A 26,206-nucleotide genomic window follows, 5' to 3' on the forward strand; every position below is an offset into this window, starting at 1 on the left:
GCCGGCGATCCATCATGACGCGCCTCACAGCAGCTTCAAATATTCGAGCAGCGCCGCCTTGTCGTCCTCGCCGAGTGGCGCGAACTCCGTCTCATGGCCGCCATTGCCGAGGCCGAACGCCGTCGTGTCGATTTCGGCCGGAATGGACCAGGGCGTGTAGCCGGTCGGCGGGTACCAGCCGCCCTTGCCGTCATCGACGCCGGCGATGCCGACCTTGTCGAGATCGAGCCTGTGGCCGCCGACGCTGAAGCGCTTCGGCCGCTGGTCCGGGTGCATCAGGTGCCAGAGCGTCGGCACGCTGCCATTGTGGAAATAGGGCGCGCTGGACCACAGGCCGGTCAGCGGTGGCGCGGTGTAGGTGGAAACGGTGCGCGCATCGATGTAGCGGCCGTAGAGCGACCCGTTCACCGCATCGGCGACTTCCTTGCCCAAGAGCCTGTGTCGTTGCGGATCGGTGCCGATCTCGCCTTCCCAATTGGGAAAGCTGATCAAATGCGGCCGCTCGATGTCCTGGCCATAGGTGCCGTGGCAGGAGGCGCAGTGCTGCGCATAAACAGCCTGGCCGCGCGGCAGCAGCGATCTGTCGATGCGGCCGGGAAATGGCTGCGGCGTGTAGCTGTTCATCCAGCCGGTGATGTCGAAGGCATGGTCGATCGAGGTCTCCGCCACCTCAGGTGTGACGCCCATGCTGGGCACGGTGAAATAGGAAATGATCGCCGCCAGTTCCCGCCTGTGTTCGGGCGTGATGTCTTCGGCTTGGATTGCCTGCGTGTGGTCGACGCCCGGGATGGCGTAATTGCCGCAATTGAGGAATTTGCTGCGCCACAGCCGCCCGCCGAGATCGGGCACCGAATTGAAGACGCTCTCGGGCACGAGTTTGCCTTCGGGAATCAGGCCAAGCCGGCTCCTGAGCGAATCCAGCCCGTTGGTGGCGCCGGCCAGCGATGCACGGAACGGTAACAGCCGACCGATCGAAGCCTGGCGTTCGGCAAGCGTTTTGGTGAGTTGCGGGATGATGAAGTAGTGCAGCGTCACCCGCTCGCGCCATTGCGTGTCGGGATAGAGAAGCTGCACGGCATCCATCAACAGATCCGGCTTCTGTCCGAAGGCGTTGAACGCCGCGTAGAGCGCTACCGTATAAGCCTCCAGATTGATCGAGCTGTTGGGCGCGCCGAGCCAGACGCGGCCGGTGTCGGGATTGCCTGATGCGTCGTACATGACGCTGGAGTGGCAGGCCGGACAGCCGACATTGCCGATCGTTGCGCCGATCGGCGGCACGGTCCGGCCGCCGAAGCCGACATTCTGCCCAAGCGGTGTCTCGAAGCTCGGCGGCGGCAGATGCGGCGGCCAGTTGCCGATGGTTTTGGGGGTGTGGAAACCGAACTGACGATAGAGCGCGGCGAGGTCCACCTCGGCGAGGCGATTCAGTTTGCCGTCGACGGAGTTGAGCGCCAGCGCCGCCGTCGCAAGCTTCCAGGGCGACGCCGACACTTTCAGCGTGTCCGACGTCAGCGTCGAAAAATCGCCGAAGGCAAAATAGGCGACGCCGCGGTCCGTCTCATTCTTCAGCGACGGCGCAAGTGCTTCATAGCGGTCGGATGTCGCCGCAAACGATGTGAGCGCAGGCAATGCCGCCACGACGGCCGCGGCCGTAACGGCAAGCAACGCGGCAGAAATCAGCAGGAAACGAGTGCGTCGCAAAGACCAACCGCCCAGATTCGAATTGCATGCCGGACGCGTGCAATATTCCGGAAGCATTATTGCCCGTTATTCCTTAACAGGCGTTGCAGCATCTCGGTTAATAGCCGGCGGCACCGATCGCCGCCGGCTGCGTGTTTCGCGGTGAGGCTCAGCGCTTCGGCCCAAACCCGGGGTAGGGCGCAAGCGGCACCACTGCGGCGATGTCCATCATGCCGGCCTTGACCAGCGGCAAGGTGGCGAGGTGGCTGCGCACGTCCGCGTCGCTGACGGCCTCGAACATCATGCCGCTGCCCGGAATATCACCGCGGTTCCACACCTGGCGCACAGCACCCTCGGCATAGAGCGTGCGGCGCTGTTCGGCCTCGCCGGGCAGCAGCTGTGCGAAATCGGCGTCGCTGAACTTTTCAGTGTTGCGGGTGAGAAGGGCAAAGAACTGCATGACGGTCTCCTGTGGTTGCGATGGCCAAACCATCGCTGCTGCTGGTCAGACTGTCCAAGACTGATTAGGCTAAAGTTGAGACCTGGTAGGGCTTTCCGAAGTGGAGAAAAAATGTTCGACCTGCGCCAGCTCCGCTATTTCGTTGCCGTGGCCGAAGCCGGCAATGTCGGCCGTGCCGCCGAACTCCTGCACATCTCGCAGTCGCCGCTGAGCCGCCAGATCATGCAGCTTGAGGCGCAACTTGGCGTCGCCCTGTTCGAGCGAGCGAAGCAGCGGGTCCACCTCAATGCCGAGGGCACGGCGTTCCTGGCCGAGGCGCGGGCGCTGCTTGCCAATGCACGGCGTCTGGAGGAGCTCGGACGCAACCTTGCCAGCGGCGCTGTCGGGCGGCTCGCCATCGGGTATGTCGAGGGCGCGGTGCATGCCGGCCTCGTCAGCCGGATGTTGCGGCAGTTTCGCCACGACCGGCCGGATTTTCATTTGCAGCTGAAGAACCAGCGCTCGGCGGTGCAACTCGAAGGATTGCGTCAGCGCTCGCTCGACCTCGGCTTCGTCTATGGCCCGCCCGCTGCCGACGATCCCGATCTTGCCGGCATGCTGGTCAGGCGCGAACCGCTGGTGCTGGCGATGCCGGAAAGTGATGCGCTCGCCGCTGTCGCCGACATCTGGCCCGAGCATCTCGACGGCCGCGTCTGGATCACGGTGGTGCGCCAACCTGACGACACCAACCGCGCTCAGTTCCTGGCGGCCTGCGCCAAGGCCGGCTTCCTGCCCGACATCGCCTATGAGACGGCCGATCCCCTGACCTCGCTCGGCCTGGTCAGCGCCGGGCTCGGCCTGGCGACGGTTCAGGCCAGCCTCCGGAGCGCTGCACCCACAGGGATCGTGTTCCGCGATCTGCCGTGGTTCGAGCGCACCGTCTCGATCCATCTCGCCTGGCGGCGGCAGGACAAGCGGACGGTGATTGCGGAGTTGCGGAAGGCAGTAGGGCAGTAAGGCAGTAGGCAGTATGGTTCTCGGTAGTTCACACGCTGCCCTACTGCCTATTCCCTACTGCCTAAGCCCTACATCTTATCAATCACCGACTGCACGCCTTCCGTCGGCGCATCGACCGACGAGCCCGCCACCATGATGGCGGCGACGATGGCTTCGGGGTCTTCGACCACCAACGGTTTGACCCGCTGCGCGGTGTGAATGAAGCCTTCGCTCGACATGTGGTCGAGCAGCGCCAGCATCGGATTCCAGAACCCTTTGACGTTGGCGAAGACGATCGGCTTGCGGTGATGGCCGAGCTGGCCCCAGGTCATGACCTCGACGATCTCCTCGACTGTGCCGATGCCGCCCGGCAGCGCCACAAAGGCGTCGGATTTTTCGAACATCTTGTGTTTGCGCTCGTGCATGTTGTCGGTGATCAGCAGCTCGTCGAGCCGGTCAAGCGCGGTTTCGGTGGCTTCCTTGTTGATGAGGAAGCGCGGGATGATGCCAGTTACCTTGCCACCGGCCTTGAGCGCGCCTTCGGCGACGGCGCCCATAATGCCTTTGGTGCCGCCGCCATAGACCAGTCGCAGGCCGGATTTGGCGAGCGAGCGGCCAAGCAGGTGTCCGGCCTTGGCGTAGATTTCATCGCGGCCCGGAGACGAGCCGCAGTAGACGCAGACGGATCGAATCGTGTTCATGCGTGATTGGTGATTGGGTCTGAATGCGGGGTCAAGCCCCTGAGGCTGACAAGCCCGGGCTTTTTCTTGTCGGTTCCGGCAAAACACGCTAGACCGGCGTTAGGTGGCTAAGGGACAGGGGAAATATGGCTGTTAATCCATTGAAGGCGTTTCTGTTCGCGGCGGGTGGGACCGTCGCGGTCATCGGAACCGCCTATGTATCGGGTGCACTCAACCCGTATCTCAATCCCACGCCGCCGGCGGAGATTGCGTCGCTGGCACCGCCGGCTGACCCCGGGACCGAGGGAAGGCTGCCGCCGGCGCCTGCTGCCCCGACCGATGCCAAGGCTACGCCGGCACCGGCGCCTGCCGACGCAACAGCTCCTGCGACAGAAGCCGCCGCTCCGGCGGCACCTGCTGCGGCCGGCCCGGTTGTGCCGAGCTTCGATGTCGTGCGCGTCGAAAGCAACGGCTCGATCGTCGTTGCCGGCAATGCTGCGCCCAATTCAAAGGTCGAGATCCTCAACGGCTCGACAGTGCTCGGCTCGACGGTCGCCGGCCCCGATGGCGCTTTCGTCATCGTCCTCGACGATCCGCTGAAGCCCGGCGACTATACAATCGCGCTGCGTTCGACGGCCGGAGATGTCGTAACGCCTTCGGTGCAGACCGCCGTCGTTTCGGTTCCCAAGGATGCCGCCGGCCAGGTGCTGGCGATGGTCGAGGAGCCGGGCAAGCCCGCCGAGCTGCTGACCGTTCCGGCGCCTGAGACCAAGCCTGCGGCACCGGCTGCCGGCGATCAGGCCGCTGCTCCCGCTGCTGAGGCGCCTGCCGCGAGCGCGCCGGCCGCCCCGGCCGAAACTGCGCCCGCCGCTTCGGCTGCGGTCGATGCCGCAACAGCTCCGGCAGCAACGCCGCCGGCTGCGGCGGTCGCTGAACCCAAGATCGTCGTCGAGGCTGTCGAGATCGACGGCAACAAGATTTTCGTCGCCGGTCTCGCCGATGCCGGCCGCAAGGTGCGCGCCTATGCCAATGATATTCTGCTCGGCGATGCAGTGACGTCGCCCGACGGCCATTTCCTGGTCGAGGCGACGCGTGACATCCCGGTTGGCAGCTACACCATCCATGTCGACGGTCTCGATGCCGACGGCGTGAAGGTCGTGGCCCGCGCCGCCGTGCCGTTCGAGCGTGAGCCCGGCGATGCGGTCGCCGCCGTGGCGCCTGCAGAGACCAAGCCCGCCGACGCCAAGCCGGTCGCGCCGGTTGCTGCCGCATCGGCTCCGGCCACCACCGCACCGGCAGTTGCCGAGGCACCGGCCACGACAGCTCCAGCCGCACCCGTTGCCGAGGCTCCGGCCGTGGTCGCTGCAGCGACACCCGAAGCGCCCGAGACGGTTGCACCGAAGCTCGAACATGCCGACGGCGCCGTCATCATCCGCCGCAACGACACGCTGTGGCGGATTTCGCGGCGCGTTTACGGTCACGGCGTGCGTTTCTCCACCATCTATCTCGCCAACCAGGACCAGATCAGCAATCCCGACCGCATCTGGCCAGGGCAGGTGTTCAAGGTCCCGGAAAAGTCCAAGGAAGGCGAAGCCGCCGATCTCAAGGCGATGGGCGAGCAAGCAACGACGGCGCCGACGAAGGCGCAGTAGCGTTGGCGATTGGCTGATCTCCCCCCGTGTGGGGGAGATGCCCGGCAGGGCAGAGGGGGGCGCTGTCCCGTCGACCTGTTAGTTCCATCACCTGCGCCCACTCTTAGTTGAATTCCGCGTCGCCGATCACGGAGGCCGCGTTTCTTCACGCCCCCCTCTGTCCTGCCGGACATCTCCCCCACGAGGGGGGAGATTACCATTCTACCCATAGGGTTAGCTTGCCCCACGTCCGTTCATCGTCTATCGCCGATGAACGATGGCAGACTCGCTCGCTGAACAAGACCACGCAAACTGCGCGCCGCCCGAAAGCCGCGCGGTTGCCGCTCGCTTTGCGGCCCTCTCACATCCGGCGCGCATCGAGATACTCAAGCATCTCTCGGCCAGCCGTTCGTGCTGCTGCCGCGAGGTCGTCGATCACCTCGACCTTGCGCAGTCGACAGTGTCACAGCATCTGAAGATACTGGTCGAGGCCGGCCTTGTCCGCTTCCAGCCCGACCGCCAGCGCTCACGCTATGAAGTCGACCGCGCAGCGCTCGCGGACGTTTCCGCATCGCTGACCGCGCTCGTCAATTCCTGCTGCTCCGGCCGCTGAACTCCCACCCAAAAGGCAAGACAAGTGGCAGAAAAAACCGTTTCCGATAGCTCGACCTTCGGCACCTTGCGCAATCTGTGGCCGTACATGTGGCCGGCCGACCGCGCGGATCTGAGGGCACGCGTCACCTGGGCGACGCTGCTTCTGGTCGTTGCCAAGCTGACACTGGTTGCCGGACCCTATTTCTTCAAATGGGCGACCGACGCGCTGGCGGGCGACGCCAAGTCGCCGCCGCCGCTGCCGTCCTTCCTGCTGGCACCGGTGGCGCTGGTCATCGCCTACAATGTCGTGCGGCTGGTGCAGCTCGGCTTCAACCAGTTGCGCGATGCACTGTTTGCCCGCGTCGGCCAATATGCGGTGCGCCAGCTCGCTTTCCGCACCTTCGTTCACATGCACCAGCTGTCGCTGCGCTTTCACCTCGAGCGCCGCACCGGCGGCCTGTCGCGCATCATAGAGCGCGGCACCAAGGGCATCGAGACGATCGTGCGCTTCATCATGCTCAACACGGCGCCGACCATCCTCGAATTCGCGCTGACCACCGGCATCTTCGCCTACACCTATGGCTGGAAATATGTGGCCGTGGTGGCGCTCACCGTCTGGATCTATGTCTGGTTCACGGTCCGCGCCAGCGACTGGCGCATCTCGATCCGCCGCGACATGAACGACAGCGACACCGACGCCAACACCAAGGCGATCGACTCGCTGCTCAATTTCGAGACGGTCAAATATTTCAACAACGAGGCCATGGAGGCCGGGCGCTTCGACCGTTCGATGGCGCGCTATGAAATGGCAGCGACCAGGATCTGGACCTCGCTCGGCTGGCTGAACTTCGGCCAGGGCATCATCTTCGGCCTCGGCACCGTCATCGTCATGTGCATGTCGGCGCTGGAGGTGCAGGCCGGCACGCAGACGGTCGGCGACTTCGTCTTCATCAACGCCATGCTGGTGCAACTTTCGGTGCCGCTCAATTTCATCGGCTTCATCTACCGCGAAATCCGCCAGGGCCTGACCGACATCGAGCAGATGTTCGACCTGCTCGACGTGCCGCAGGAAATCACCGACAAGCCCGATGCCAAGCCGCTTGCCGTCTCGGCCGGCAAGGTCGAGTTCCGCGACGTGCATTTTTCCTATGACCCCAACCGCAAGATCCTGAAGGGCGTCTCCTTCGAGGTGCCGGCCGGCAAGACGGTGGCCATTGTCGGCCCGTCCGGCGCCGGCAAGTCGACCATTTCCCGGCTGTTGTTCCGCTTTTACGACGTCCAGGGCGGCCAGGTGCTGATCGATGGCCAGGATGTCCGTGATGTGACGCAGGAGAGCCTGCGAGGCGCGATCGGCATGGTGCCGCAGGACACTGTGCTGTTCAACGACACCATCGCCTACAACATCCGCTATGGCCGCGTCGGCGCCAGCGAGGCGGATGTCGAGAAGGCCGCTGAGCTTGCCCAGATCGGCCCGTTCATCGCACGCCTGCCGGAAGGCTATCGCTCGATGGTCGGCGAGCGCGGCTTGAAACTGTCTGGCGGCGAAAAGCAGCGCGTGGCGATCGCCCGAACCATTTTGAAAGCGCCGCCGATCCTCATGCTCGACGAGGCGACCTCGGCGCTGGACAGCCACACCGAACAGGAAATCCAAGCCGCCCTCGACCTGGTCAGCAAGGGCCGCACCACCATTGTGATTGCCCACCGCCTGTCGACGGTGATCACCGCCGACGAGATCATCGTGCTCAAGGACGGCCAGATCGCCGAACGCGGCACCCACGCCGAACTGATGCGCCAGCACGGCCTCTATGCCTCGATGTGGGACCGCCAGCGCGAGGCGACGGAAGCCGAGGAGCGCCTGCGCATTGCGCGCGAGAGCGATGAGCTCGGTGTGATTGTGAGAAGGCGGACTTCGGAGGTGAGTTAGCGCCTCTTCCTTCTCCCCTTGTGGGAGAAGGTGTCGCCGCAGGCGACGGATGAGGGGTGTTCCAGGGAACGCCAACGTCTCACTCCGCTGGAACACCCCTCATCCGTCTCGGCGCTGCGCGCCGATCCACCTTCTCCCACAAGGGGAGAAGGAAGAACGCTCGTGATTTTCCGTCTTGACCTCAACCTAAGTTGAGATCGCAAACCCGTTCCTGAGCCACCGAACCCACGTCGTTCAAGAACGGAGTCAGATTGAAATGGATCAACTAAATCAGCAGCATGACAAGGGGAGCGTATTCCGGGTCGACAAGTTCGTCGTTCCGGTCGAGGCCCGGCAGGAAATCCTCACCAAGGTCAGGATGACACATGAGTTGCTGCGTCAGCAGCAGGGCTTTGTGCAGGATTTCCTGCTTGAGCAGTTTTCCGGTCCGGGCGAGTTCAACCTGGTCACCATAGTCGAATGGGAAAGCCAGGCGGCCGTCGACAGAGTGGTGCCGATCGTCAAGGCCGCGCATGAGCGCGTCGCATTCAATCCGCAGGAGACCATCGCTCGGCTGGGTGTGAAGGCCGATATCGCCAACTATCAGCGTCTGCCTGAGATGTAAGACGGCCAGCCGACGCCAGGTGCTGGCGCTTCGGCGCTCAGCACCTGGCCGGTGCGGGCGTCACTGACCATGTGTTCGAAGCCGCGCCATTCGGCGGCGGTGATGAACAGCGTTTTGCCATCCGGGCCGCCGAGCATGCAGGCAAAGCAGCCGCGATCGGCATTGACGGTCTGCAAGACCTCGCCGCCTTCGCGCACCCGCACGCAGCGCTTGTTTGGCACGTCGGCATACCAGGCGGCACCTTCGGCATCGAGGCAGATGCCGTCGGGAAACCCATCGAGATCGGCCCAGACGCGGCGATTGGAAAGGCTGCCATCGGCGGCGATGTCGAAAGCGGTCAGCCGGTTGGCGTGCGACTCCGCGATGATCAGCGTCTTGTTGTCCGGCGTCACTGCCATGCCATTGGCAAAGGCGATGTTTTCGGCCACTTGCCGGATTGTGCCGTCGGGCGTGATCAGCACAATGGTGCCCGGCCCGAAATGCTCGCCCGGCGCCGGCGCCGGCCCGCCGCCATTGACATAGATATTGCCGCGCCCGTCGACGACAATCTCGTTCCACGGGCTATTCGACAGCGACCGGAGATCGGCATCGGTGACGAGGCTTCCATCCGCCTCCTGCCGCAGCAGCAACCCGTCGCGCCCCGAAATGACCAGCAGCCGGCCGTCCGGCAGCCAGTCGATGGAATAGGGCAGGATCGCCGGCACGGTGAGCACGACCTCGCTCTTGCCATCGCCATCGACGGCGACGATCTCGCCGGTGCCCCAGTTGCAGACCCACAGGCGTCCGTCATGCCAGCGCGGCGACTCCCCGAAAGCGAGGCCGGCGGTAACGAGACGCGTTTGGTTCTGCATTTGGGGAACTCCTTGTTGTGAGCGCCGTCATGGCAATGACCATAATCGGCGCCGTCTCACCAAGGACGGGCGAGGGCGCGGTTCGCCGACAACAAGCCTACTGTTTTTCTGCGTCAGGAAGAACGTGCCATCGGCATGGCCGTTGGGCGCCGCATGATGGCGGCTCCGATCTGTCGTCCTTACCGGTGCCGTCCTGCTCGATGGTGAGCGCATCACCATCGCGGCGAAAGGTGAAGACGAACCCGGTCGGTTTGTCGTTGTCGTCGGTGTCGACCAGCCGCAGGGTCTTGCGCTTCTCGATCGTGCCACCAATGTCGCACGCACCGCTTCCCGAGACAGGATTGGTGACGATCTCCGCCGAAATCTCGAGCTTGCCAGTGTGCCTGCTGCCTTGATCTCGACCGAGCCACGCACGCTGCTCCATGTGCCGATGAAGCCGGCGTCCGCCGGCTTGCGGATGCCGGCCAGGAAGGCCGCGCGGCCATGCAGGAATTCGCCGAGATCGAAGGTCTGCTGGTCCTTGGGCGTGTTCTCGTTGAAGCCGGCGATCTGATCGCGATACGCGATGAAGTCGCTCTGATCGTCCCGTAGCGCCTTGCCGGCAGGAGCATCAAGCGTCTTCAGCAGCGCGGCATAATTCTTCGCCACCTCGGCATCGGCTTGCGCCAGAGTCGGATCTGCACAGATCGCCTTTTCCGCGACACTCGCAGCCTTGGCGCAGTCGAAGGACGGCTTGCCTTGTGCCGCTGCGTGGTCGCTCGCTGCCAAGAGTACGGTCAAAACGGCACCCATGGCTGCCAATCGCGTGGCAGGGTGGTGCGCTTTTCCTGATTTCGGCATCGTGGGCAGTCGGCCTTTTCGCCGCGCATTCAGCCAGCGGTGGCTTGAATTCTGGCGGCAAAGCCGCCGACCGGCAAGCACGTCGCCGTCGCTGCCGGCCGTGGCCAATGCAGCCTTGCCCAATGTTGCGTTGCGACGACGGAGCCTTTCCGGTATTGAGGCCGGACCTGAAACAGGGACCGCCCTATCCCATGAGCTCCACCCAATGAGCCTAGTCGACTCGGTCAAAAATGCCTTCGTTCCGATCCATCGCGAGGGCTATCCGTTCATTGCCGCCTTTGGCGCGGGCACGCTGTTCCTCGGCTATTTCTCCTCGGTGCTGTTCTGGATCGGCCTGATCCTGACCGCCTGGTGCGTCTATTTCTTTCGCGATCCCGAGCGTGTCACGCCGGTCGACGACCGGTTGGTGGTCAGCCCCGCCGACGGCATCATCTCGGCGGTCGGGCCAGCTGTGCCGCCGCGCGAACTCGGCCTCGGCAACACCGAAATGACCCGCATCTCGGTGTTCATGAACGTCTTTTCCTGCCACGTGAATCGCGCCCCGGTGCGCGGCCGCATCACGAAAATCGAGCATCGGCCAGGCAAGTTCCTCAATGCCGAACTCGACAAGGCAAGTTCGGAAAATGAGCGCAACGGGTTGGTCATCGACAGCCCCAACGGCACCGTGGCCGCCGTCCAGATCGCCGGCTTGGTGGCGCGGCGCATCGTCTGCTGGGCCGAGACCGGCGGCTCGATCGCCATCGGCGAACGCTTCGGCCTGATCCGCTTCGGCTCGCGCGTCGACGTCTTCCTGCCTTCGACCGCCGTGCCGCGTGTCGCCGTCGGCCAGACCGCGGTCGGTGGCGAAACCGTGCTCGCCGAATTCGGCGGCATCGCCGCAACCCCGCTCGTCAGGATTTCGTAAGCGGTGGGCGCGCCGTTCAAAAAATTCGAGGCTCACGGCAGCGGCGGCCCGCGCATCCGCGAAATCCCGATGCGCATGGTGCTGCCCAATCTCGTCACCGTGCTTGCCATCTGCGCCGGCCTGTCCGGCATCCGCTTCGGCTTCGAAGGCCGCTTCGAGCCGGCAGTGGTGATGGTGCTTCTCGCCGCCTTCCTCGACGGCATAGACGGGCGCTTGGCGCGCATGCTGAAGGCGACATCCAAATTCGGCGCGCAGATGGATTCGCTCGCCGACATCGTCAATTTCGGTGTCGCGCCCGCTTTGGTGCTCTATGCCTTTCTGCTCGACCGTGCGGGATCGCCGGGCTGGATCGCGGTGCTGCTGTTCGCCATCGCCTGCGGTTTGCGGCTAGCGCGCTTCAACGTGCTCGACGAGGACCACGATCGCCCGATCTGGCAGAGCGAATATTTCGTCGGCGTGCCGGCGCCGGCAGGCGCCGTGCTGGTCATGCTGCCGCTCTATTTGTCGTTCCTGCGCGTTGGCGTTGAACCCAGCCGTCCCGCCGCCTTCGTCGCCACCGGCTTCACCATCCTGGTCGCCTTCCTGCTGGTCAGCCGGCTGCCGGTCTATTCGGGCAAAAGCCTGAAAGTGCCGGGTGACAAGGTGCTGCCGATCATCCTCGCGGTGGTGCTCTACGTGCTGCTGCTGATGACCTATCCCTGGTACACGCTGACCGCCTCGGTCGCGGGCTATCTCATCTTCCTGCCCTTCAGCGTGCGTGCCTATTCCAAGCGCGCCCTGCGCGAGGGCGAAAAAGTGCCGCCTTCGGATATCGGGTAGAGGCCAGCTGTCCGGCCGCCCTCAAGCCGCGACGCCCAGCCCCAGCTTTTCGATCGCCAGCTTCCGCGTCGAGACATAATCCGTCTTGCCCGAGCCCAGCACCGGGATCTCGTCCACCTTGACGATGTCGTTGGGCACCATCAACTCAGCCGCGCCTGCCTGCTTGCCGAACTTGCGCAGCTCTTCCGGGTCGGCATCGTCGGCGGTGGTGACCAGCACGATGCGCTCGCCGCGCCTCTTGTCCGGCACGGCCACCGCGGCGTGGTGCTCTTCCGGCCACAGCGACTGCACCAGCATCTCGACCGCGCCCAACGACACCATTTCGCCGGCGATCTTGGCGAAGCGTTTTGCCCGGCCGCGAATGGTGATGAAGCCTTCGCGGTCGACCGAGACGATGTCGCCGGTGTCGTGCCAGCCGTCCAGCGGCTGCAATTCGCCGGGACGGTCGGCCGTCATATAGCCCATCATCAAATTCGGCCCGTCGAGCCACAGCCTGCCGGCGTCTTCGATGCCTTCGACCGGTTCGAGCTTCATGCGCATCGCCGGCAGCAGCCGCCCGACCGTGCCGTCACGGCCATGGATGGCAGTGTTGACGGCAACGACGGGTGCGGCTTCGGTCAGGCCGAAACCCTCGATGATCGAGGCGTCGAAGCGCTCGCGGTAGACGCGCCGCGTCTCCGGCTTCACCGCTTCGGCGCCGGCAACGACAAAGCGCAGGCTGGAGAAATCGCCATCCTTGGCGGTGCGGGCGTAATTGGCGAGGAACGTGTCGGTGCCGAACATGATGGTCGGCTTCACCTTGCGCGCGATCTCCGGGATGATCTTGTAGTGCAGCGGCGAGGGGTAGAGGAACAGTTTTACCCCGGTCACCAGCGGCAGGATGGTGCCGCCGGTCAGGCCGAAAGAGTGAAACACCGGCAGCACGTTGAGCAGGATGTCGGACGGCGAAATGGTGATGCGTGCTTCGGCCTGCATGGCGTTGGCGTGGAGGTTGCGGTGCGACAGCACCACGGCCTTTGGCATGCCTTCGGAACCCGAGGTGAACAGGATCACCGCGGGCTTCGCCGCATCCTGCCGCTGCAGCGGAAAGCGCCATAGGGCGGCCGCGGTCAGCTTCTCCAGCGTTGTGACGCTTGCGCGCACATCCTCCAGCCACAGCATTTTGGCGCCGCCGGCCTCGACAGCAGCGATGATGTCGGCAAGCGCGGCCTTCTCGACGAACGCGCGCGAGGAGATGACGGTGCGGATCACTGCCGTGCGCACCGCGGCGGTGACGCTGGCCGGCCCTGCGGTGTAGTTGATCATCGCCGCCACCCGGCCAGCCGAAAGCAGGCCGACGAAGGACAGCACCACGCCATTGGTATTGGGCAGCAACACCCCGACCGCTTCGCCGGGCGCTGTCATAGCCTCGAAACGGCGGCCAAGCACGCGCGCGCCGATGAACATTTTTCGGTAGCTGAGCGAGCCGCTGATCACGTCCTCGATGATCGGATGCGAGGCGCCGGTGCGATCGGCTGCATCGCGCATGGCCAGGAACAGGCCGCGATCGAGGTTGCTGCCGAAAAGCCTGGCCTCGGCGATGCGGTCGAACAGCGCATTGGTGTTGGAGGCCTGGTCGGGATTGCGCGCCACCAGCTCGGCAATCGTCATCGGCTCCAGCACGCTGATCGACAGTTTTGGCAACCAGTGGCGGGGCGCCCGGTCTTTCGGCGTCAGGGACACCGGCAGGTCGCGCGCGCCGGCAACGAAGATCGGCACGATGCGGGCGTCGGCCTGCATGGCGATGCGGGTGACGGCGCGGAAGAGGCGAAATGACTTCACGTCGGGCTCGACGTCATCGGGCAGATAGACGGCAAGCCGGCCTTTGCCCTTCAGCACCCGCACCAGCCGGCGGCTGACGAAGAGATGCTCGGCGTTGAAGGCGATGGTGCGGCCGAGCTCGCGCCACGGCTCCAGCCAGGGCGAGCGGGCGGAGGCCTCATCGAGAATGTGCAGCGTGTCGTCCGGCAGCAGCGACAGCATCAACGCCGGCTCGAAGCGCGATTGGTGCGAGACCACATAGATCACCGGCGTCGGCGTATTGCGCGCAATGCGGATGCGCCGGTCCTCGATCCGGTAGGCAAGCTTGAACGGCACGTAGAGCAGCGCCTGGGTGAAGCGCAGGTCGAGGCGAAAGGTCTCGATCGCGCCAATCAGCAGCCAGGCCAGCACGAGACCTGCAAGCAGCGCCAGTGTCAGGATCATGCCGCGTCTCTCCCAACGTTCCGGTATCGCGGCTCTTCGTCCGCTTCGGGAGGAGAGGGTAACGCAATGGGGGGCAAGGTCAATGTGGGAGGGACAAGCTTCCCCTTCTCCCCCTGTGGGAGAAGGTGTCGCCGCAGGCGACGGATGAGGGGTGTTCCAGGGAACGCCAGCGTCTCACTCCGCTGGAACACCCCTCATCCGTCTCAGCGCTGGGGGAGAAGGCAAGGGCTGCCGCACGCTCAAGCCGCCTTAAGCCGCCCACTGATGAACCGAAATTCCTGGCTCTTGCCGCCATAGCCATAGGCGGCGGCTGGAACCTCGTGCACGAAGGCGTAGCTCTCCTCATGCACATTGCCCAGAAGTTTGCCAAAGCCATCAAAGATCGCCTTCAGATAGGCCTCCAGCTCCAGCTTGGTGTTGGTGCCGTCGACCACCTTGATGTCGAGCCAGAAGGTGTTGGCGCCATGCTCGGCCAGCGACTTGCCGCCGGCAAACCAGTGCTGCGGGTCGACATAGCTGACGGCGGCCGCGGTGATCGTCGGGTCCTTGCGCAGATGGGTCGCCGTCAGCTCGGTGATTTCCTTGGCGATAGCAGCGGACAGTTTTGCGTTGGGCTTGCCGGTGACGCTGATGTTGATGATCGGCATTTTTCTCTCCTTTTGGTTGAGCGGCGTCTGTTTGCCGTTGGAGAGACCATGTCACGACCTTGGCATCAAAAAAATCGAATTGTTTCGAATGAAAGGTTCTGTATTATCGAAGTATGCAAGTGCTCGATCCCGATTTGCTCAAAACCTTCCTCGCCTTTGTCGATGGCGGCTCATTGGCCCAGGCTGCCTCTGTTGTCGGCCGCTCGCCCTCGGCGGTCACGGCGCAGATGCAGCGCCTGGAGGAGATCGTCGGTGAACCGCTGCTGGTGGCGCAGGGGCGCGGGCGCGGCCTGACGCCGGCCGGCGAGGATCTGGTCGGCCATGCACGCCGCATCCTTGCCGTGCACAGCGAGGCCTGGCTGGCGCTGAAGGGCGCGCGCGCCGCTGGCCGCGTCGCCATCGGCACGACGCAGGATTTCGCCGACAGCGGCCTGCCGGAGCTGCTGCGCGCCTTTGCGACCAGCCATCCGCGCGTCAGGATCGAATTGCGCGTCGGCCGCTCGGCCGAGCTTGGCGAGGCGCTGCAGGCCGGGCAGCTCGATCTGGCCATTGTCATGCGCAAAACCCCGGCCAATGACGAAGTCGGGCTGTTCAGTGAGCCGATGCTGTGGCTGTGCTCGCAAAAGGGGCTTGCCGTGCGGGAAGAGGAATTGCCGCTGGCGCTGCTCGACCCCTATTGCGGCTTTCGCGAGGCCGCTCTCGCAACCCTCGATGCCGCCGGCCGCCGCTATCGCATCGCCGCCGGCAGCGCCAGCCTTGCGGGCCTGCGCACTGCGGTCAATGCCGGCATTGCGCTGACCTTGCGCACGGCGCGATTTGCCCATTCCGGTATCGTCGAAGCGCCGCGCGAGCTCGGCCTGCCGCCGGTACCGATGGCGCAATTCGCCATCCGGCTCGGCCAGGGCGCCGAGCGGCCGGCGCGCGACCTTGCCGCCTTGCTCAGCGACAACCTCGCTTTGCCCGGCCTTACTAGCTGATTTCCCCTAGCAGTCTGATTTTCAAAGAAAAGCCGACCTTTACGGTCGGCTTTGAGGAAGACGGGTCGAGGGGTTTGGGGGGACTTGGGGGGTGACCCGTCGCACCAATAATGCCCGAGTCGAATGAAGGTTCCATGACTCCGAAAATAATTATGGGGTTGCCGCACTTTTTCTCGCCACCAGCCAGTCGCGCCCCGCATGGGCAAAAACCGCGCGCAGCACGATGGCGCCGCCGATCAGGCTGGCGGCCGGCGCGATCTCACCGAGGAACAGGAAGGCGAACAGGATCGCGAACGGCACTTCGGCGGCACCGAGCAGGCCGGATTCGGGTGCAGGGATGAGCCGCGAACCTTCCGTCCACAGGATCGACGCCGCTGCAAACGATCCCCCGAAGGCGATAAGCACGGCGTCGCGGGCCGACACCGCCAGCGGGTCGGTAACGAACCAGCCGAACAGGAACAGCAGGAAGGCCGACACCGCGCCCGCCCACACCACGGGCGTGTCGCGGAAGGCGCGCACCATGATCATGCAGAGCGCGCTGCCGGTGGTCATCAGCAGAGCGAGCCCGTCACCGAACAAATGGCCTGTGCCGAAGCCCGAGCCGACCATGATCGCCACGCCGCACAGGGAGACGGCGGCAGCAACAAGCGTCTGCGCACGGAACGGCTCGCGCACCAAAACGAAGGCGAGCAGCGCGGTGATGAAGGGCGCGGTGGCGTAGATGACCGCGACATTGGCGACATAGGTGAACTTGAACGCCGAGATGAAGGCGATGCTGGCGGCCGCACCCTCGACCGCCAGCAGCCAGCCACGCCAGCCGAGTCGGAGGCTTTCCCGCCCGCCGGAGCGGCGTCGGCGCCACATTACATAGAAGGTGATCAGGATCGAGCCGACAAAGCCGCGCCAGCAGGTGATGGTCAGCGGGTCGGCATGGATCGATTTGGTCAGCACGCCGGTGAGGGCGAAGAAAGCAGCCGACGCAGACACCAGCGTGATGCCGAGTGTACGCTCGGCAGCGGTATCGGTGGTGCCTGGGCTGTCGAGGGCTTCCGTCATCTCAGCAGCGTATCCGTCTTCTCCTGCCACCATTCTGTCAGCACGGGGATACTCATAGCCGCTTGCGGAAATGCTCGTTGCCGATGATCAGCAGGCCGGCGCCGACGATCAGCGCCGCACCCAGGAACACCTCACGGCGCGGCACGTCGCCCCAGATGGCAAAGCCGAGCCCAAAGGCCCAGACCAGCGAGGTGTATTCGAACGGCGCCACGATCGACACCGGCGCCCGCTTCATGCCTTCGAACAGCATAAATTGCGCCACGCCGCCGAGCGCGCCGACGCTGATCAAAAGCAGCAGCTGGCGCCAGTCCGGCATCTGCCAGACCAGCAGTGCCGGCACCGCAGAAAACACCAGGAAGTAGAAGTTGTTCAGCACGAGCTGGATCAGCGTCCGCTCGGCCATCGCCGTCTTGCGCAACAGCACCACGGCGATACCCCACAACACCGCCGCCGCCAGCACCAGCAGCATCGGCGCGGACAGGCCAAGATGGGCTGGATCACAGGCGATGAAGACGCCGACGAAGCCGATGAACACCGCCAGCCAGCGCAGCAGCGGCACCTTCTCGCCAAGCATCACCACCGACAGCACGGTGACGATGATCGGCGCGGCGTAATAGATGGTGGTGAGTTCGGCCAGTTGCAGCGAGCGGGCGGCGTTGTAATAGCAGAGCCAGGCGCCGAGCGTGAAAGCGCTGCGCAGCAGCATCGGCCGCACGATGGGCGAGCGCGCCGCGTCAGTAAAGAGGCGCGGCCCGCCGATCGCCGCACAACCGATAAGCACGGTGATCGAGCGGAAGAACATGATCTGCCAGACGCTGATGCCGACGACCAGAAGCTTGATCGCGGCGTCCTGCGTCGAAAACAGGAAATAGGCGCAGCCGGTGAACAGAATGCCGGCAAGCACCCTTTCGCGGGTTTCCAATATGGCGATATCGGCCATGCGGCGTCGGCCTGTGTCAGAAAGACATTGAAGGCGGCTCCGGCCCCTGTCGGATCCGCTTGCGTCAGCTATACGGGCGAAAGCCAGCGCGGCGCTGCTCCAGCGCCGGCCTTACGTTGGCGCAGCCTTGCCGGCAGCGCGGCCAAGTCGTTCACTGCGTCGCCTGATAGAGCTCCGAAGCGGCCTCCTTCAGCGCGCGCCGGCCGTCAGGCCTGAAATACATCATGTGGCCGCCTTCGACGACGTCGAGGCGGACAGGCTTTGCATTGGCGAGCGTGGGGAGCTGGTTCACCAGATAGCGTGAGGCCAGGTAGGGCGTGACCAGGTCGGTGTCGCCATTGACGATCACCACGCCCAGCGCCGGGTTGAGCGAACGCGCGCGCTGCAGATCGTCCATCACCCCGGCATAGCCTTGCCGGGAGCTGCCAAAGTCCCAATTGTGGGTGACATCGCCATTGAGCAGCCGGTAGCTGACGTCGGTGCGAAAGTTCAGCTCGTCGCTGATATAGCCGACAAAGGCCGAGGTCAATACCGGCACGCTGCGGTCGAGCACCGGATCCGGGCCGGCGATGCGCGCGCTCTCGGGGGCGATATCGCTGGTCGCAATCGTGCCGTCATAAGGACTGAGCACCTTGCCGCCGGCGCGTTGGAATTCGCGCGCGAAAAGGCCGGTCGGGATGCGAGCAAAATTGCGCTGCACGAGCTCGAGCGGCAGGCCGGTGATCTCGGCCACGCGCTGGCTGGCCAGCCGCCCGCCCTGTTCCAGCCCGCTGGTCAGAGCGGTGAGGTAGTCACCCAACGCATAGTGCTCGATCTCGGCGAGTTTCTCGCGCAGCGCCTCGCCGTTGACGCCCTCGCTACGCAGGCGCACCGCCGCCAGCGACGGCAGTTCCAGCGCCCAGTGCAGCGGCTGGAATTCGTCCGGCAGCACCAGCGTGAACTCCAGCGCCGGCGAGATCAGCACGATGCCGTTGGGGCTGAGGCCAACATCCTCCTGCAGGGTTCTGGCGAGCAGAGCGGCACGGAATCCGCCATAGCTTTCGCCAGCGAGAAACAGCGGCGACTCGGTGCGGCCATTCTGGGCGAGATAAAGCCGGATGAAGGCGCCGACCGAACTGGCGTCCTGGCTGACACCCCAGAAGTCTTTCGTGTCCTGGCCGGGCGCTTCGCGGCTGTAGCCGGTGCCGACCGGATCGACGAAGACGAGGTCGGTCATGTCGAGCCAACTGTCGGGATTGTCGATCAGCTTTTGCGGCGGCGGCAGGAATTGGCCGTCGGCCCCGGTCGCGATGACGCGCGGACCGAGTGCGCCGAGATGCAGATAGGCGGACGCCGCTCCGGGGCCGCCATTGAAGACGAAGGTGACGGGGCGAGCCTTCTCCGCGCCCGCCAGCGGCGGCAGCGTGTAGGCGACATAGAAGATTTCGGCCGTGACATCGCCCTTGCCGGAAAGCAGCGACAGCGTGCCCGCCTTTGCCTGGTAGTCCAGCTTGCGTCCGGCAATGGTGATTGAATGGCTGGTGGTCTGCGGCGCCGGCAGCAACGACAGCACGCCGCCGGTCGGGGCGGGGCGCTCGGGCGTTTCGGCAAGGCCAGGCTGGGCGAGGCCGGCGAGCACTATCAGAATTGCAGGAATGAGCTTCAGCCTGGCACGCATGAGACCTCCGGGAATGGCTCCCGTATAGGTATGGTCCGGGCGGTCGAAGTCAAAGTAACTCTTCGCGAGCGTTGCGTTCCTTCGCGCTGCTGTCCCGCCAGCATTTCGGTGCTATCAAGGCGCCGAAGATCGTCGAAAGGACAGGACCATGGACGCCACCGCACTCAAAGCCATGCAGGCGCCGCTCAAGGAGACCTATCGCGGCGATGCCGCGCAGGCGCTGATCACGCTTCGCGCCAGAGGTTCGATCGACGACCAGTCGATTGCCTGCAAGGTCGAGACGGGCAGGGCACTGGCCGTGGCCGGCCTGCATCCGGCGACTGGCGGTTCCGGGCTCGAACTGTGTTCAGGCGACATGCTGCTCGAGGCGCTGGTGGCGTGCGCCGGCGTGACGCTGAAGGCGGTGGCGACCGCGCTGGAGTTCAGGCTCGGCGCGGCCACTGTCGAGGCCGAAGGCGATCTCGACTTTCGCGGCACGCTGGGTGTGGCGAAAGATGCACCCGTCGGCTTCCGCACCATCCGGCTGAATTTCAACCTCGACACAGATGAACCGCAGGAGCGCATCGATTCGCTGATCAAGCTGACGGAACGCTATTGCGTGGTGTTCCAGACCATCAACAGCAAACCGGAATTGACAGTGAGCGGGCGGGCCTGATCTCCCCCCTTGAGGGGGAGATGTCGCCGAAGGCGACAGAGGGGGTCGGGTCGACTGGACGCGACGCCCTTTGTGACGAAGGAGGTTGGCACTCTACGCGAGGCGACCCCCTCTGGCCTGCCGGCCATCTCCCCCTCAAGGGGGGAGATTACGCTACTGCGCGGCCGGCTCTTCCGCATCACCCTCGTCCGTGAACGGCGAGGCGCTCGGCACGCAGTTGACCGCCCAGCCGGCTGGGGTCGGCTGCTTCTGATATTCGGTGATGGCGTTGGTGCACTGTTCGCGGGTGTCGAAGGTGCTGGGCAGAACCACCATGCCGCCTTGCGGGCCGGCGATCACCAGGTACCAGACCAATGCTACGCTGGGAGCAGCCATGGGAATTCCTCGCTTTGCTGGATGTCGGAGTCGGATCGACCCTAGCAACTCCCGGCTGATGGCGAAAGCAGGGCGACGGGGGAGGGACTTGCCGGATCATCACAGACCCGTGAACAGAACCGCTCCCCCCAGGCTTCTCTCAGTTCACCGCAAAGCAGTAGAACAGGCCGTCGCCGCCTGTGCCTTTCAGCGCGTCCTGGCTGCAGCCGCCGCGCGAGGCATGCGAGGAGTTCCAGGATTTGGCGGCCGCCGACTCATCGAGGCCGGTGCGGTCGTGATGGCCCATCATCACAGCGCCCTCCGCGCCACTTAGCGTCCAGTCGCCGCAGGTCTGGTCCGCGATCTTGGTGCCGTCGGGCTTCGAGCCCGTCAGTATGTCGTGCCGGTTCGGCTTGTCGCCACGGCCATTGACCACTTCGCCCTTTTCGTTGAGCGCCGTCTGCTTGGTGATGGCGTTGGCGTCGCTGTGCAGCGAGGCGACGTCATCGGCGATCTTTTCGCCCTTGGCGTTGACCCACGGACCCTTGCCGATGCGGTCGCGCGCATCGACATCGGCGGTCGAGAGATAGGCGTGCCATTCCTTGCCGGTCACCCCGGCCGCTTCCGCCAGCGAGGCACAATGTGCATCGGCGCCTTTGAGGCCGCCGAGATCGGCGCCCTTGCCGGAACCGACGCTGGTAACGAAGAAACTCATCTTGGCGTTTTGGGCGAGGGCTACGCCAGCTGTGGCGGCAATCGCAGCGGCGGCAACGAGAAGAAGTCTACGCATGTCGGTCCTCCGGTTTCGAATGTCCTACATTCGAAGAAACGTAACCGGAGGCCTGTTTAATCCCGACGCATGTCGCCCAAAAGTGTGCAGCGGTTTTAGGAGAACGACATGCGTCAGAAAAAGACCAGCTTTTATTCTGGCTGCTGGTAGGCGACGAAGCGCTGGTGCCTGGCCTGGAAGATCAGCCCGGTCTCTTTCAACTCGGGGCTCGCCAGCGGCACGATGCGTTTTGCGATCTCGGAGGGATGCGGCAGCGTCTCTGGGTCCTCGCCGGGCGCGGCCTGCGCGCGCATGGCGGTGCGGGTGGTGCCGGGGTCGACGGCATTGATACGCAGCGGCAGGCTTTGCGTCTCATGCGCCCAGGAGCGCATCATGGCTTCGACCGCCGCCTTCGACGCCGCATAGGGCGCCCAGAACGCGCGCGCCGAATGCGCTGCCCCGGAGGACATGAGAATGGCGCGGCCGGCGTCGGACAGCCTGAGTAGCGGGTCGACCGAGCGGATCAGCCGCCAGGTCGAGGTGACGTTGATGGTCATCACCTTCTCGAAGGTCTTCGCCTCGACATGGCCGATCGGCGAGATGACGCCGAGCACACCGGCATTGGCCACGAGGATGTCGAGCTTGCCCCACCGCTCATGGATGGCGCCGCCCAGCCGGTCGATGCCGGCCATGTCGGCAAGATCGAGCGGCACCAGCGTGGCCTCGCCCTTGCCGGTTTTTGCGTGCTCGGCCTTGATCTGGTCGTCTAGCTCTTCCAGTCCGCCGACGGTGCGGGCAACGGCAATGACATGCGCGCCGGCGGCGGCAAGTTCCTTGGCGATGAAATAGCCGATGCCGCGCGAGGCGCCGGTAACGACCGCGACGCGGCCGGAGAGGTCGAGGGTCATGCGATGGCTTCCGTGAGGTGGGTGCGAGACACCCCCCTCTGCCCTGCCGGGCATCTCCCCCTCAAGGGGGGAGATTGGATTTCATCAACGCTGGCCCTTGTTCTGCTACCTTGGCGATTGGCGAAAACAGAGGTGGCAGCTGATCTCCCCCCTTGAGGGGGAGATGTCCGGCAGGACAGAGGGGGGTAAACTGGCGAAGGCAAATGCTGGTTCGGCAACCCTACGCCCCGTTGTTCGCCAGCAGCGACAGCGTGCGCACATTGTCGTGGCCTTCGAAGTCGAGTAGGCGGGTGGGGTATTGGCCGGTGAAACAGGCGTCGCAGAATTGCGGCTGCTCATTGTCACGGCCGGCTTCGCCGACGGCGCGGTAGAGCCCGTCGATGGTCAGGAAGCCGAGCGAATCGACGCGGATGAATTCGGCCATTTCCTCGATCGACATGCGCGACGCCAGAAGCTTCGACTTTTCCGGCGTGTCGACGCCGTAGAAGCACGACGCGCTGGTCGGCGGCGAGGCGATGCGCATATGCACTTCCCTGGCACCAGCATCGCGCACCATCTGCACGATTTTCTGGCTGGTGGTGCCGCGCACGATGGAATCGTCGACCAGCACCACCCGCTTGCCTTCGATCATGCGGCGGTTGGCATTGTGCTTGAGCTTGACTCCCATATGGCGGATGGAATCGCCGGGCTGGATGAAGGTGCGGCCGACATAGTGGTTGCGGATGATGCCGAGCTCGAAGGGAATGCCGGCAGCCTGCGAAAAGCCGATCGCCGCCGGCGTGCCGGAATCCGGCACCGGCACGACGATATCGGCCTCGACCGGGCTTTCCTGCGCCAGTTCGGCGCCGATGCGCTTGCGCACCTCGTAGACATTGCGGCCTTCGACCGAGGAGTCTGGCCGGGCGAAATAGACATATTCGAAGATGCAGAAGCGGGTCTTCTGCGGCTCGAACGGGAACAGGCTTTCGATGCCCTTCGAGGTCACGACGACCATTTCGCCGGGCTTCAGATCGCGTACGAAGCGGGCGCCGATAATGTCGAGCGCGCAGGTTTCGGAGGCCAGGATCCAGGCGCCATCGAGGTCACCGAGCACCAGCGGCCGGATGCCGAGCGGATCGCGGCAGCCGATCATCTTCTTGGATGTCATCGCCACCAGCGAGAAGGCGCCCTCGACCTGGCGCACGGCATCGATGAAGCGCGAGTTGAGGTCGCGTTCCTTGCTGGTCGCAACGAGGTGCAGCAGCGTCTCGGTGTCGGAGGTCGACGAGAAGATCGCGCCCTGTTTCTGCAGCGCGCGCTGTACCGTCATGGCGTTGGTGAGGTTGCCGTTGTGGGCGACGGCGAAGCCGCCATCGGCGAGCTCGGCGAAGAAGGGCTGGATGTTGCGCATGCCGGCGCCGCCTGTGGTGGCGTAGCGTGTGTGGCCGATGGCGCGGTTGCCTTGCAGGCTGTCGATGACATGCTGCTTGGTGAAGGTGTCGCCGATCAGGCCGACATGGCGTTCGACATGGAACTGGGTACCGTCATAGGAGACGATACCGGCCGCTTCCTGGCCGCGGTGTTGCAGCGCGTGCAGGCCCAGTGTGACGATGGCCGCGGCGTCCTGCCGGCCGAAAATGCCGAACACGCCGCATTCGTCGTGGAAATGATCGTCTGCTTCGGCGGAAAGCACGTCGTCTGCGTCTGCCTTCGAAACTGCCATGGGGCTCAAGCTCCGCTAAAATGGCCATATAAGGCGATAGCGCCGCGAAAGCAACGCACGCCGTGCGCCGTTCACACCATAGTCAGACCAGAACTGACGGAATGGCCGGCAAAGGCCATCCGTCCAATGCTCAGTTTGCCGGTGCGGCCGGGGCCGGAGCCGCGGGCGCCGGTGCGTTATCGGCCGGAGCGTCACTCTCGTCATCCGGCGCTGGCGCGTCTTCGCCGGTTGCCGGCGCATCCGCCGCCGGTGCATCGGCCGCCGGAGGCGTCTCGGTTGCCGGCTGATTCGGATTGAGCTTCTTCAGGATGGCGTTTTCGGGATCCTCGGGCAGCAGGCTTTCCAGCTTGGCGCCGATGGTCTCGAGCAGCGGCCTCGACTTGGCGTTGGCGATCCAGGCAGGCGCCTTGGCGCCGGCGAGCCAGTTGAAGAACAGCAGCGCCACGGCGACGACGAGAATGCCGCGCGCCGCGCCGTAGAGGAAGCCCAGCGTACGGTCGAGCGCGCCGATCCTGGAATCGATGATCCAGTCGGCAAGCTTCATGGTGATAACGGAAACGACGATCAGCGCGATGAGGAAGACGATGCCGGCGGACGCCGCCATGGCAATCTTGTCGCTTTCAACATAGGGCTGAACGTAAGGCAGCACCGGCTTGTAGAAGAAGAACGCCGCCGCGGCGGCCGCGGCCCAGGAGACGACGGACAGGATCTCGCGGGAAAGGCCGCGAACCATGGCGAGCATCGCCGAGACCAGGGTGAAGCCGACGAGAATTCCGTCAAGCAGCGTAATCGGCATGTTGTTCGCCCCACTCCGATTGTCTTTTCACGGCTCGGCCGAGCCGTGTCATTCTTCCTCGTCGACACGGCTGCGCCGTGAGCCGGCTATGCGCGCGACGAGATCGGCAAGTTCGGTTGGCTGGAAAGCGCCGGCCCCGATCCCCCCGACAACCTCCTCGCTGCCCAAGGGCAGAACCGCACTTCCAAAACCCAGCTTTTCGGCCTCTTTAAGGCGTTGTTGCGCATGCGCAACCGGCCTCACTGCGCCCGATAGGCTGATTTCGCCGAAATAGACGCAATCGGCGGGAAGGGCAAGACCGGTGAGCGACGAAACCAGTGCAGCAGCGACCGCCAGATCGGCCGCCGGCTCGGAAATCCGGTAGCCGCCGGCGACGTTGAGATAGACATCATGGGTGCCGAAGCGCACGCCGCAATGGGCCTCGAGCACGGCCAAGATCATCGACAGCCGCGCGCCGTCCCAGCCGACGACGGCGCGGCGCGGCGTGCCCAGCGACGACGGCGCCACCAGCGCCTGGATCTCGACCAGCACCGGCCGCGTGCCTTCCATCCCGGCGAAAACCGCCGCACCTGGCGACTTTGCATGGCGTTCGCCGAGGAACAGCTCCGACGGGTTGGCGACTTCGCGCAGGCCCTTGTCCGACATTTCGAAGACGCCGATCTCGTCGGTCGGCCCAAAGCGGTTCTTCACCGTGCGCAGGATGCGGTAGTGATGGCCGCCTTCGCCTTCGAAATAGAGCACGGCGTCGACCATGTGCTCAACGACGCGCGGACCGGCGATCTGGCCTTCCTTGGTGACATGGCCGACCAGCACGATGGCAGCGCCGGTGGATTTGGCATAGCGGATCATCGCCTGGGCGGCGGCGCGCACCTGCGTGACGGTGCCGGGCGCCGAATCGGCCATGTCGGTCCACAGCGTCTGGATGGAGTCGAGGATGACGAGGTCTGGTCGCCGGCCATCGGCTATTGTTGCCAGGATGTCCTCGACATTGGTCTCGGCGGCCAGTTCCACCGGGGTGTCGGCGACGCCAAGCCGCTGCGCCCTGAGCCTGATCTGGGCGACGGCCTCTTCGCCTGAGACATAGACGATGCGGTGGCCTTTTGACGCCAGTGCGGCGGCCGCTTGGGTGAGCAGCGTCGACTTGCCGATGCCGGGATCGCCGCCGACCAGCAGGGCCGAACCGCGCACGAACCCGCCCCCGGTGGCGCGATCGAGCTCGCCGATGCCAGAGACGATGCGCGGCGCGTCCTCGATGTCGCCGGATAGGCTGGTCAGCACCACGGCCCGGCCCTTGCGGGCATTACGCATGTTGGCCGGGCCTGAGCCAATGCCGCCGGATGTGCCTTCCTCGACGAGTGTATTCCACTCGCCGCAGGCATCGCATTTGCCGGCCCAACGCTGATGCACGGAGCCGCAATTCTGGCAGATGAACTGGACGCGGGATTTGGCCATCAGGCGCGGCCTGCTTCGAGCATTGCTGACGCTAGAAAGGCCGGCGGGACAGCACCCCCCTCTGTCCTGCCGGACATCTCCCCCTCA

At 64.8% G+C, this 26,206-nt stretch carries 25 protein-coding genes; 9 read left to right on the plus strand and 16 right to left on the minus strand.

Annotated features, from left to right (window positions below; translation table 11 throughout):
* Nucleotides 1-24: 24 nt before the first annotated feature.
* Nucleotides 25-1,701 carry a c-type cytochrome gene (locus H0241_RS18030; protein WP_181059002.1) on the minus strand — a complete coding sequence of 559 codons (1,677 nt, stop codon included), beginning with the start codon at nt 1,699-1,701 and terminating at the stop codon, nt 25-27.
* Between the two features lie 148 nt (nt 1,702-1,849).
* Nucleotides 1,850-2,140, minus strand: a complete 291-nt coding sequence (locus tag H0241_RS18035; protein ID WP_181059003.1) for a muconolactone Delta-isomerase family protein — start codon at nt 2,138-2,140, stop codon at nt 1,850-1,852.
* Nucleotides 2,141-2,251: 111 nt separating this feature from the next.
* Here H0241_RS18035 and H0241_RS18040 point away from each other — a divergent pair, with 111 nt between their 5' ends.
* A complete protein-coding gene (locus H0241_RS18040) occupies nt 2,252-3,136 on the plus strand; it encodes a LysR substrate-binding domain-containing protein (RefSeq protein ID WP_181059004.1) in 885 nt (294 codons plus the stop codon).
* A 68-nt stretch (nt 3,137-3,204) separates the two neighbouring features.
* On the opposite strand, the gene H0241_RS18045 is transcribed toward H0241_RS18040, so the two are convergent.
* On the minus strand, nt 3,205-3,816 hold the full coding sequence (locus H0241_RS18045; RefSeq protein ID WP_181059005.1) for an LOG family protein: 612 nt from the start codon (nt 3,814-3,816) through the stop codon (nt 3,205-3,207).
* A gap of 125 nt (nt 3,817-3,941) precedes the next feature.
* On the opposite strand from H0241_RS18045, the gene H0241_RS18050 reads away from it, so the two are divergent.
* From H0241_RS18050 to H0241_RS18065, 4 genes are all read left to right on the plus strand, one after another.
* The gene (locus tag H0241_RS18050) at nt 3,942-5,447 is read left to right on the plus strand and encodes a LysM peptidoglycan-binding domain-containing protein (protein ID WP_181059006.1); all 1,506 of its coding nucleotides are present in this window, start codon (nt 3,942-3,944) and stop codon (nt 5,445-5,447) included.
* A 256-nt stretch (nt 5,448-5,703) separates the two neighbouring features.
* On the plus strand, nt 5,704-6,039 hold the full coding sequence (locus H0241_RS18055) for an ArsR/SmtB family transcription factor (protein ID WP_181059007.1): 336 nt from the start codon (nt 5,704-5,706) through the stop codon (nt 6,037-6,039).
* Nucleotides 6,040-6,063: 24 nt separating this feature from the next.
* Nucleotides 6,064-7,944 carry an ABCB family ABC transporter ATP-binding protein/permease gene (locus H0241_RS18060; RefSeq protein WP_181059008.1) on the plus strand — a complete coding sequence of 627 codons (1,881 nt, stop codon included), beginning with the start codon at nt 6,064-6,066 and terminating at the stop codon, nt 7,942-7,944.
* A 256-nt stretch (nt 7,945-8,200) separates the two neighbouring features.
* Nucleotides 8,201-8,548 (plus strand): antibiotic biosynthesis monooxygenase, encoded by a 348-nt coding sequence (locus tag H0241_RS18065; RefSeq protein ID WP_181059009.1) that lies wholly within the window; start codon nt 8,201-8,203, stop codon nt 8,546-8,548.
* Here H0241_RS18065 and H0241_RS18070 read toward each other — a convergent pair.
* Nucleotides 8,527-9,399, minus strand: coding sequence for an SMP-30/gluconolactonase/LRE family protein (locus H0241_RS18070; protein ID WP_181059010.1), 873 nt, complete (start codon nt 9,397-9,399; stop codon nt 8,527-8,529). The two genes, H0241_RS18065 and H0241_RS18070, sit on opposite strands and share 22 nt — an antisense overlap.
* Before the next feature lie 27 nt (nt 9,400-9,426).
* A complete protein-coding gene (locus H0241_RS18075) occupies nt 9,427-10,191 on the minus strand; it encodes a lysozyme inhibitor LprI family protein (RefSeq protein ID WP_181059011.1) in 765 nt (254 codons plus the stop codon).
* 253 nt (nt 10,192-10,444) lie between these two features.
* Here H0241_RS18075 and H0241_RS18080 point away from each other — a divergent pair, with 253 nt between their 5' ends.
* The gene (locus tag H0241_RS18080; protein ID WP_112560773.1) at nt 10,445-11,143 is read left to right on the plus strand and encodes a phosphatidylserine decarboxylase; all 699 of its coding nucleotides are present in this window, start codon (nt 10,445-10,447) and stop codon (nt 11,141-11,143) included.
* Nucleotides 11,144-11,146: 3 nt separating this feature from the next.
* Entirely contained in the window at nt 11,147-11,962 is an 816-nt protein-coding gene (locus tag H0241_RS18085; RefSeq protein WP_181059012.1) for a CDP-alcohol phosphatidyltransferase family protein, read from the plus strand.
* A 21-nt stretch (nt 11,963-11,983) separates the two neighbouring features.
* Here the strand turns inward: H0241_RS18085 and H0241_RS18090 are convergent, their stop codons facing one another.
* Nucleotides 11,984-14,206: an AMP-binding protein gene (locus H0241_RS18090; protein ID WP_181059013.1), complete on the minus strand. Its 2,223-nt coding sequence runs from the start codon at nt 14,204-14,206 to the stop codon at nt 11,984-11,986.
* A 239-nt stretch (nt 14,207-14,445) separates the two neighbouring features.
* The gene (locus H0241_RS18095; protein ID WP_181059014.1) at nt 14,446-14,853 is read right to left on the minus strand and encodes a tautomerase family protein; all 408 of its coding nucleotides are present in this window, start codon (nt 14,851-14,853) and stop codon (nt 14,446-14,448) included.
* A gap of 113 nt (nt 14,854-14,966) precedes the next feature.
* Here H0241_RS18095 and H0241_RS18100 point away from each other — a divergent pair, with 113 nt between their 5' ends.
* Nucleotides 14,967-15,830 carry a LysR substrate-binding domain-containing protein gene (locus H0241_RS18100; RefSeq protein WP_181059015.1) on the plus strand — a complete coding sequence of 288 codons (864 nt, stop codon included), beginning with the start codon at nt 14,967-14,969 and terminating at the stop codon, nt 15,828-15,830.
* A 150-nt stretch (nt 15,831-15,980) separates the two neighbouring features.
* Here H0241_RS18100 and H0241_RS18105 read toward each other — a convergent pair whose 3' ends face one another.
* The 3 genes from H0241_RS18105 to H0241_RS18115 all read right to left on the minus strand — a co-directional run bounded on the left by H0241_RS18105 (nt 15,981) and on the right by H0241_RS18115 (nt 19,483).
* The gene (locus H0241_RS18105; RefSeq protein ID WP_181059016.1) at nt 15,981-16,886 is read right to left on the minus strand and encodes a DMT family transporter; all 906 of its coding nucleotides are present in this window, start codon (nt 16,884-16,886) and stop codon (nt 15,981-15,983) included.
* A gap of 52 nt (nt 16,887-16,938) precedes the next feature.
* Nucleotides 16,939-17,826, minus strand: coding sequence for a DMT family transporter (locus H0241_RS18110; RefSeq protein WP_181059017.1), 888 nt, complete (start codon nt 17,824-17,826; stop codon nt 16,939-16,941).
* 151 nt (nt 17,827-17,977) lie between these two features.
* Nucleotides 17,978-19,483, minus strand: coding sequence for a S10 family peptidase (locus tag H0241_RS18115; protein WP_181059018.1), 1,506 nt, complete (start codon nt 19,481-19,483; stop codon nt 17,978-17,980).
* Nucleotides 19,484-19,631: 148 nt separating this feature from the next.
* On the opposite strand from H0241_RS18115, the gene H0241_RS18120 reads away from it, so the two are divergent.
* Nucleotides 19,632-20,138, plus strand: coding sequence for an OsmC family protein (locus H0241_RS18120; protein WP_181059019.1), 507 nt, complete (start codon nt 19,632-19,634; stop codon nt 20,136-20,138).
* Between the two features lie 153 nt (nt 20,139-20,291).
* Here H0241_RS18120 and H0241_RS18125 read toward each other — a convergent pair whose 3' ends face one another.
* The 6 genes from H0241_RS18125 to radA form a co-directional block, all read right to left on the minus strand.
* Nucleotides 20,292-20,513, minus strand: a complete 222-nt coding sequence (locus H0241_RS18125) for a hypothetical protein (RefSeq protein WP_023689120.1) — start codon at nt 20,511-20,513, stop codon at nt 20,292-20,294.
* A gap of 139 nt (nt 20,514-20,652) precedes the next feature.
* Nucleotides 20,653-21,282 (minus strand): hypothetical protein, encoded by a 630-nt coding sequence (locus tag H0241_RS18130; RefSeq protein WP_181059020.1) that lies wholly within the window; start codon nt 21,280-21,282, stop codon nt 20,653-20,655.
* 131 nt (nt 21,283-21,413) lie between these two features.
* Nucleotides 21,414-22,169, minus strand: a complete 756-nt coding sequence (locus tag H0241_RS18135) for an SDR family NAD(P)-dependent oxidoreductase (RefSeq protein WP_181059021.1) — start codon at nt 22,167-22,169, stop codon at nt 21,414-21,416.
* Nucleotides 22,170-22,389: 220 nt separating this feature from the next.
* Nucleotides 22,390-23,871: an amidophosphoribosyltransferase gene (gene purF, locus H0241_RS18140; RefSeq protein ID WP_112397309.1), complete on the minus strand. Its 1,482-nt coding sequence runs from the start codon at nt 23,869-23,871 to the stop codon at nt 22,390-22,392.
* A 130-nt stretch (nt 23,872-24,001) separates the two neighbouring features.
* Complete coding sequence (locus H0241_RS18145; protein WP_181059022.1) at nt 24,002-24,667, minus strand: CvpA family protein; 666 nt, start codon at nt 24,665-24,667, stop codon at nt 24,002-24,004.
* Between the two features lie 48 nt (nt 24,668-24,715).
* Nucleotides 24,716-26,119, minus strand: a complete 1,404-nt coding sequence (radA, locus tag H0241_RS18150) for a DNA repair protein RadA (RefSeq protein ID WP_181059023.1) — start codon at nt 26,117-26,119, stop codon at nt 24,716-24,718.
* Nucleotides 26,120-26,206: the final 87 nt, after the last annotated feature.

Source organism: Mesorhizobium neociceri, from assembly GCF_013520985.1.
GTDB classification, from domain to species: Bacteria; Pseudomonadota; Alphaproteobacteria; order Rhizobiales; family Rhizobiaceae; genus Mesorhizobium; species Mesorhizobium neociceri.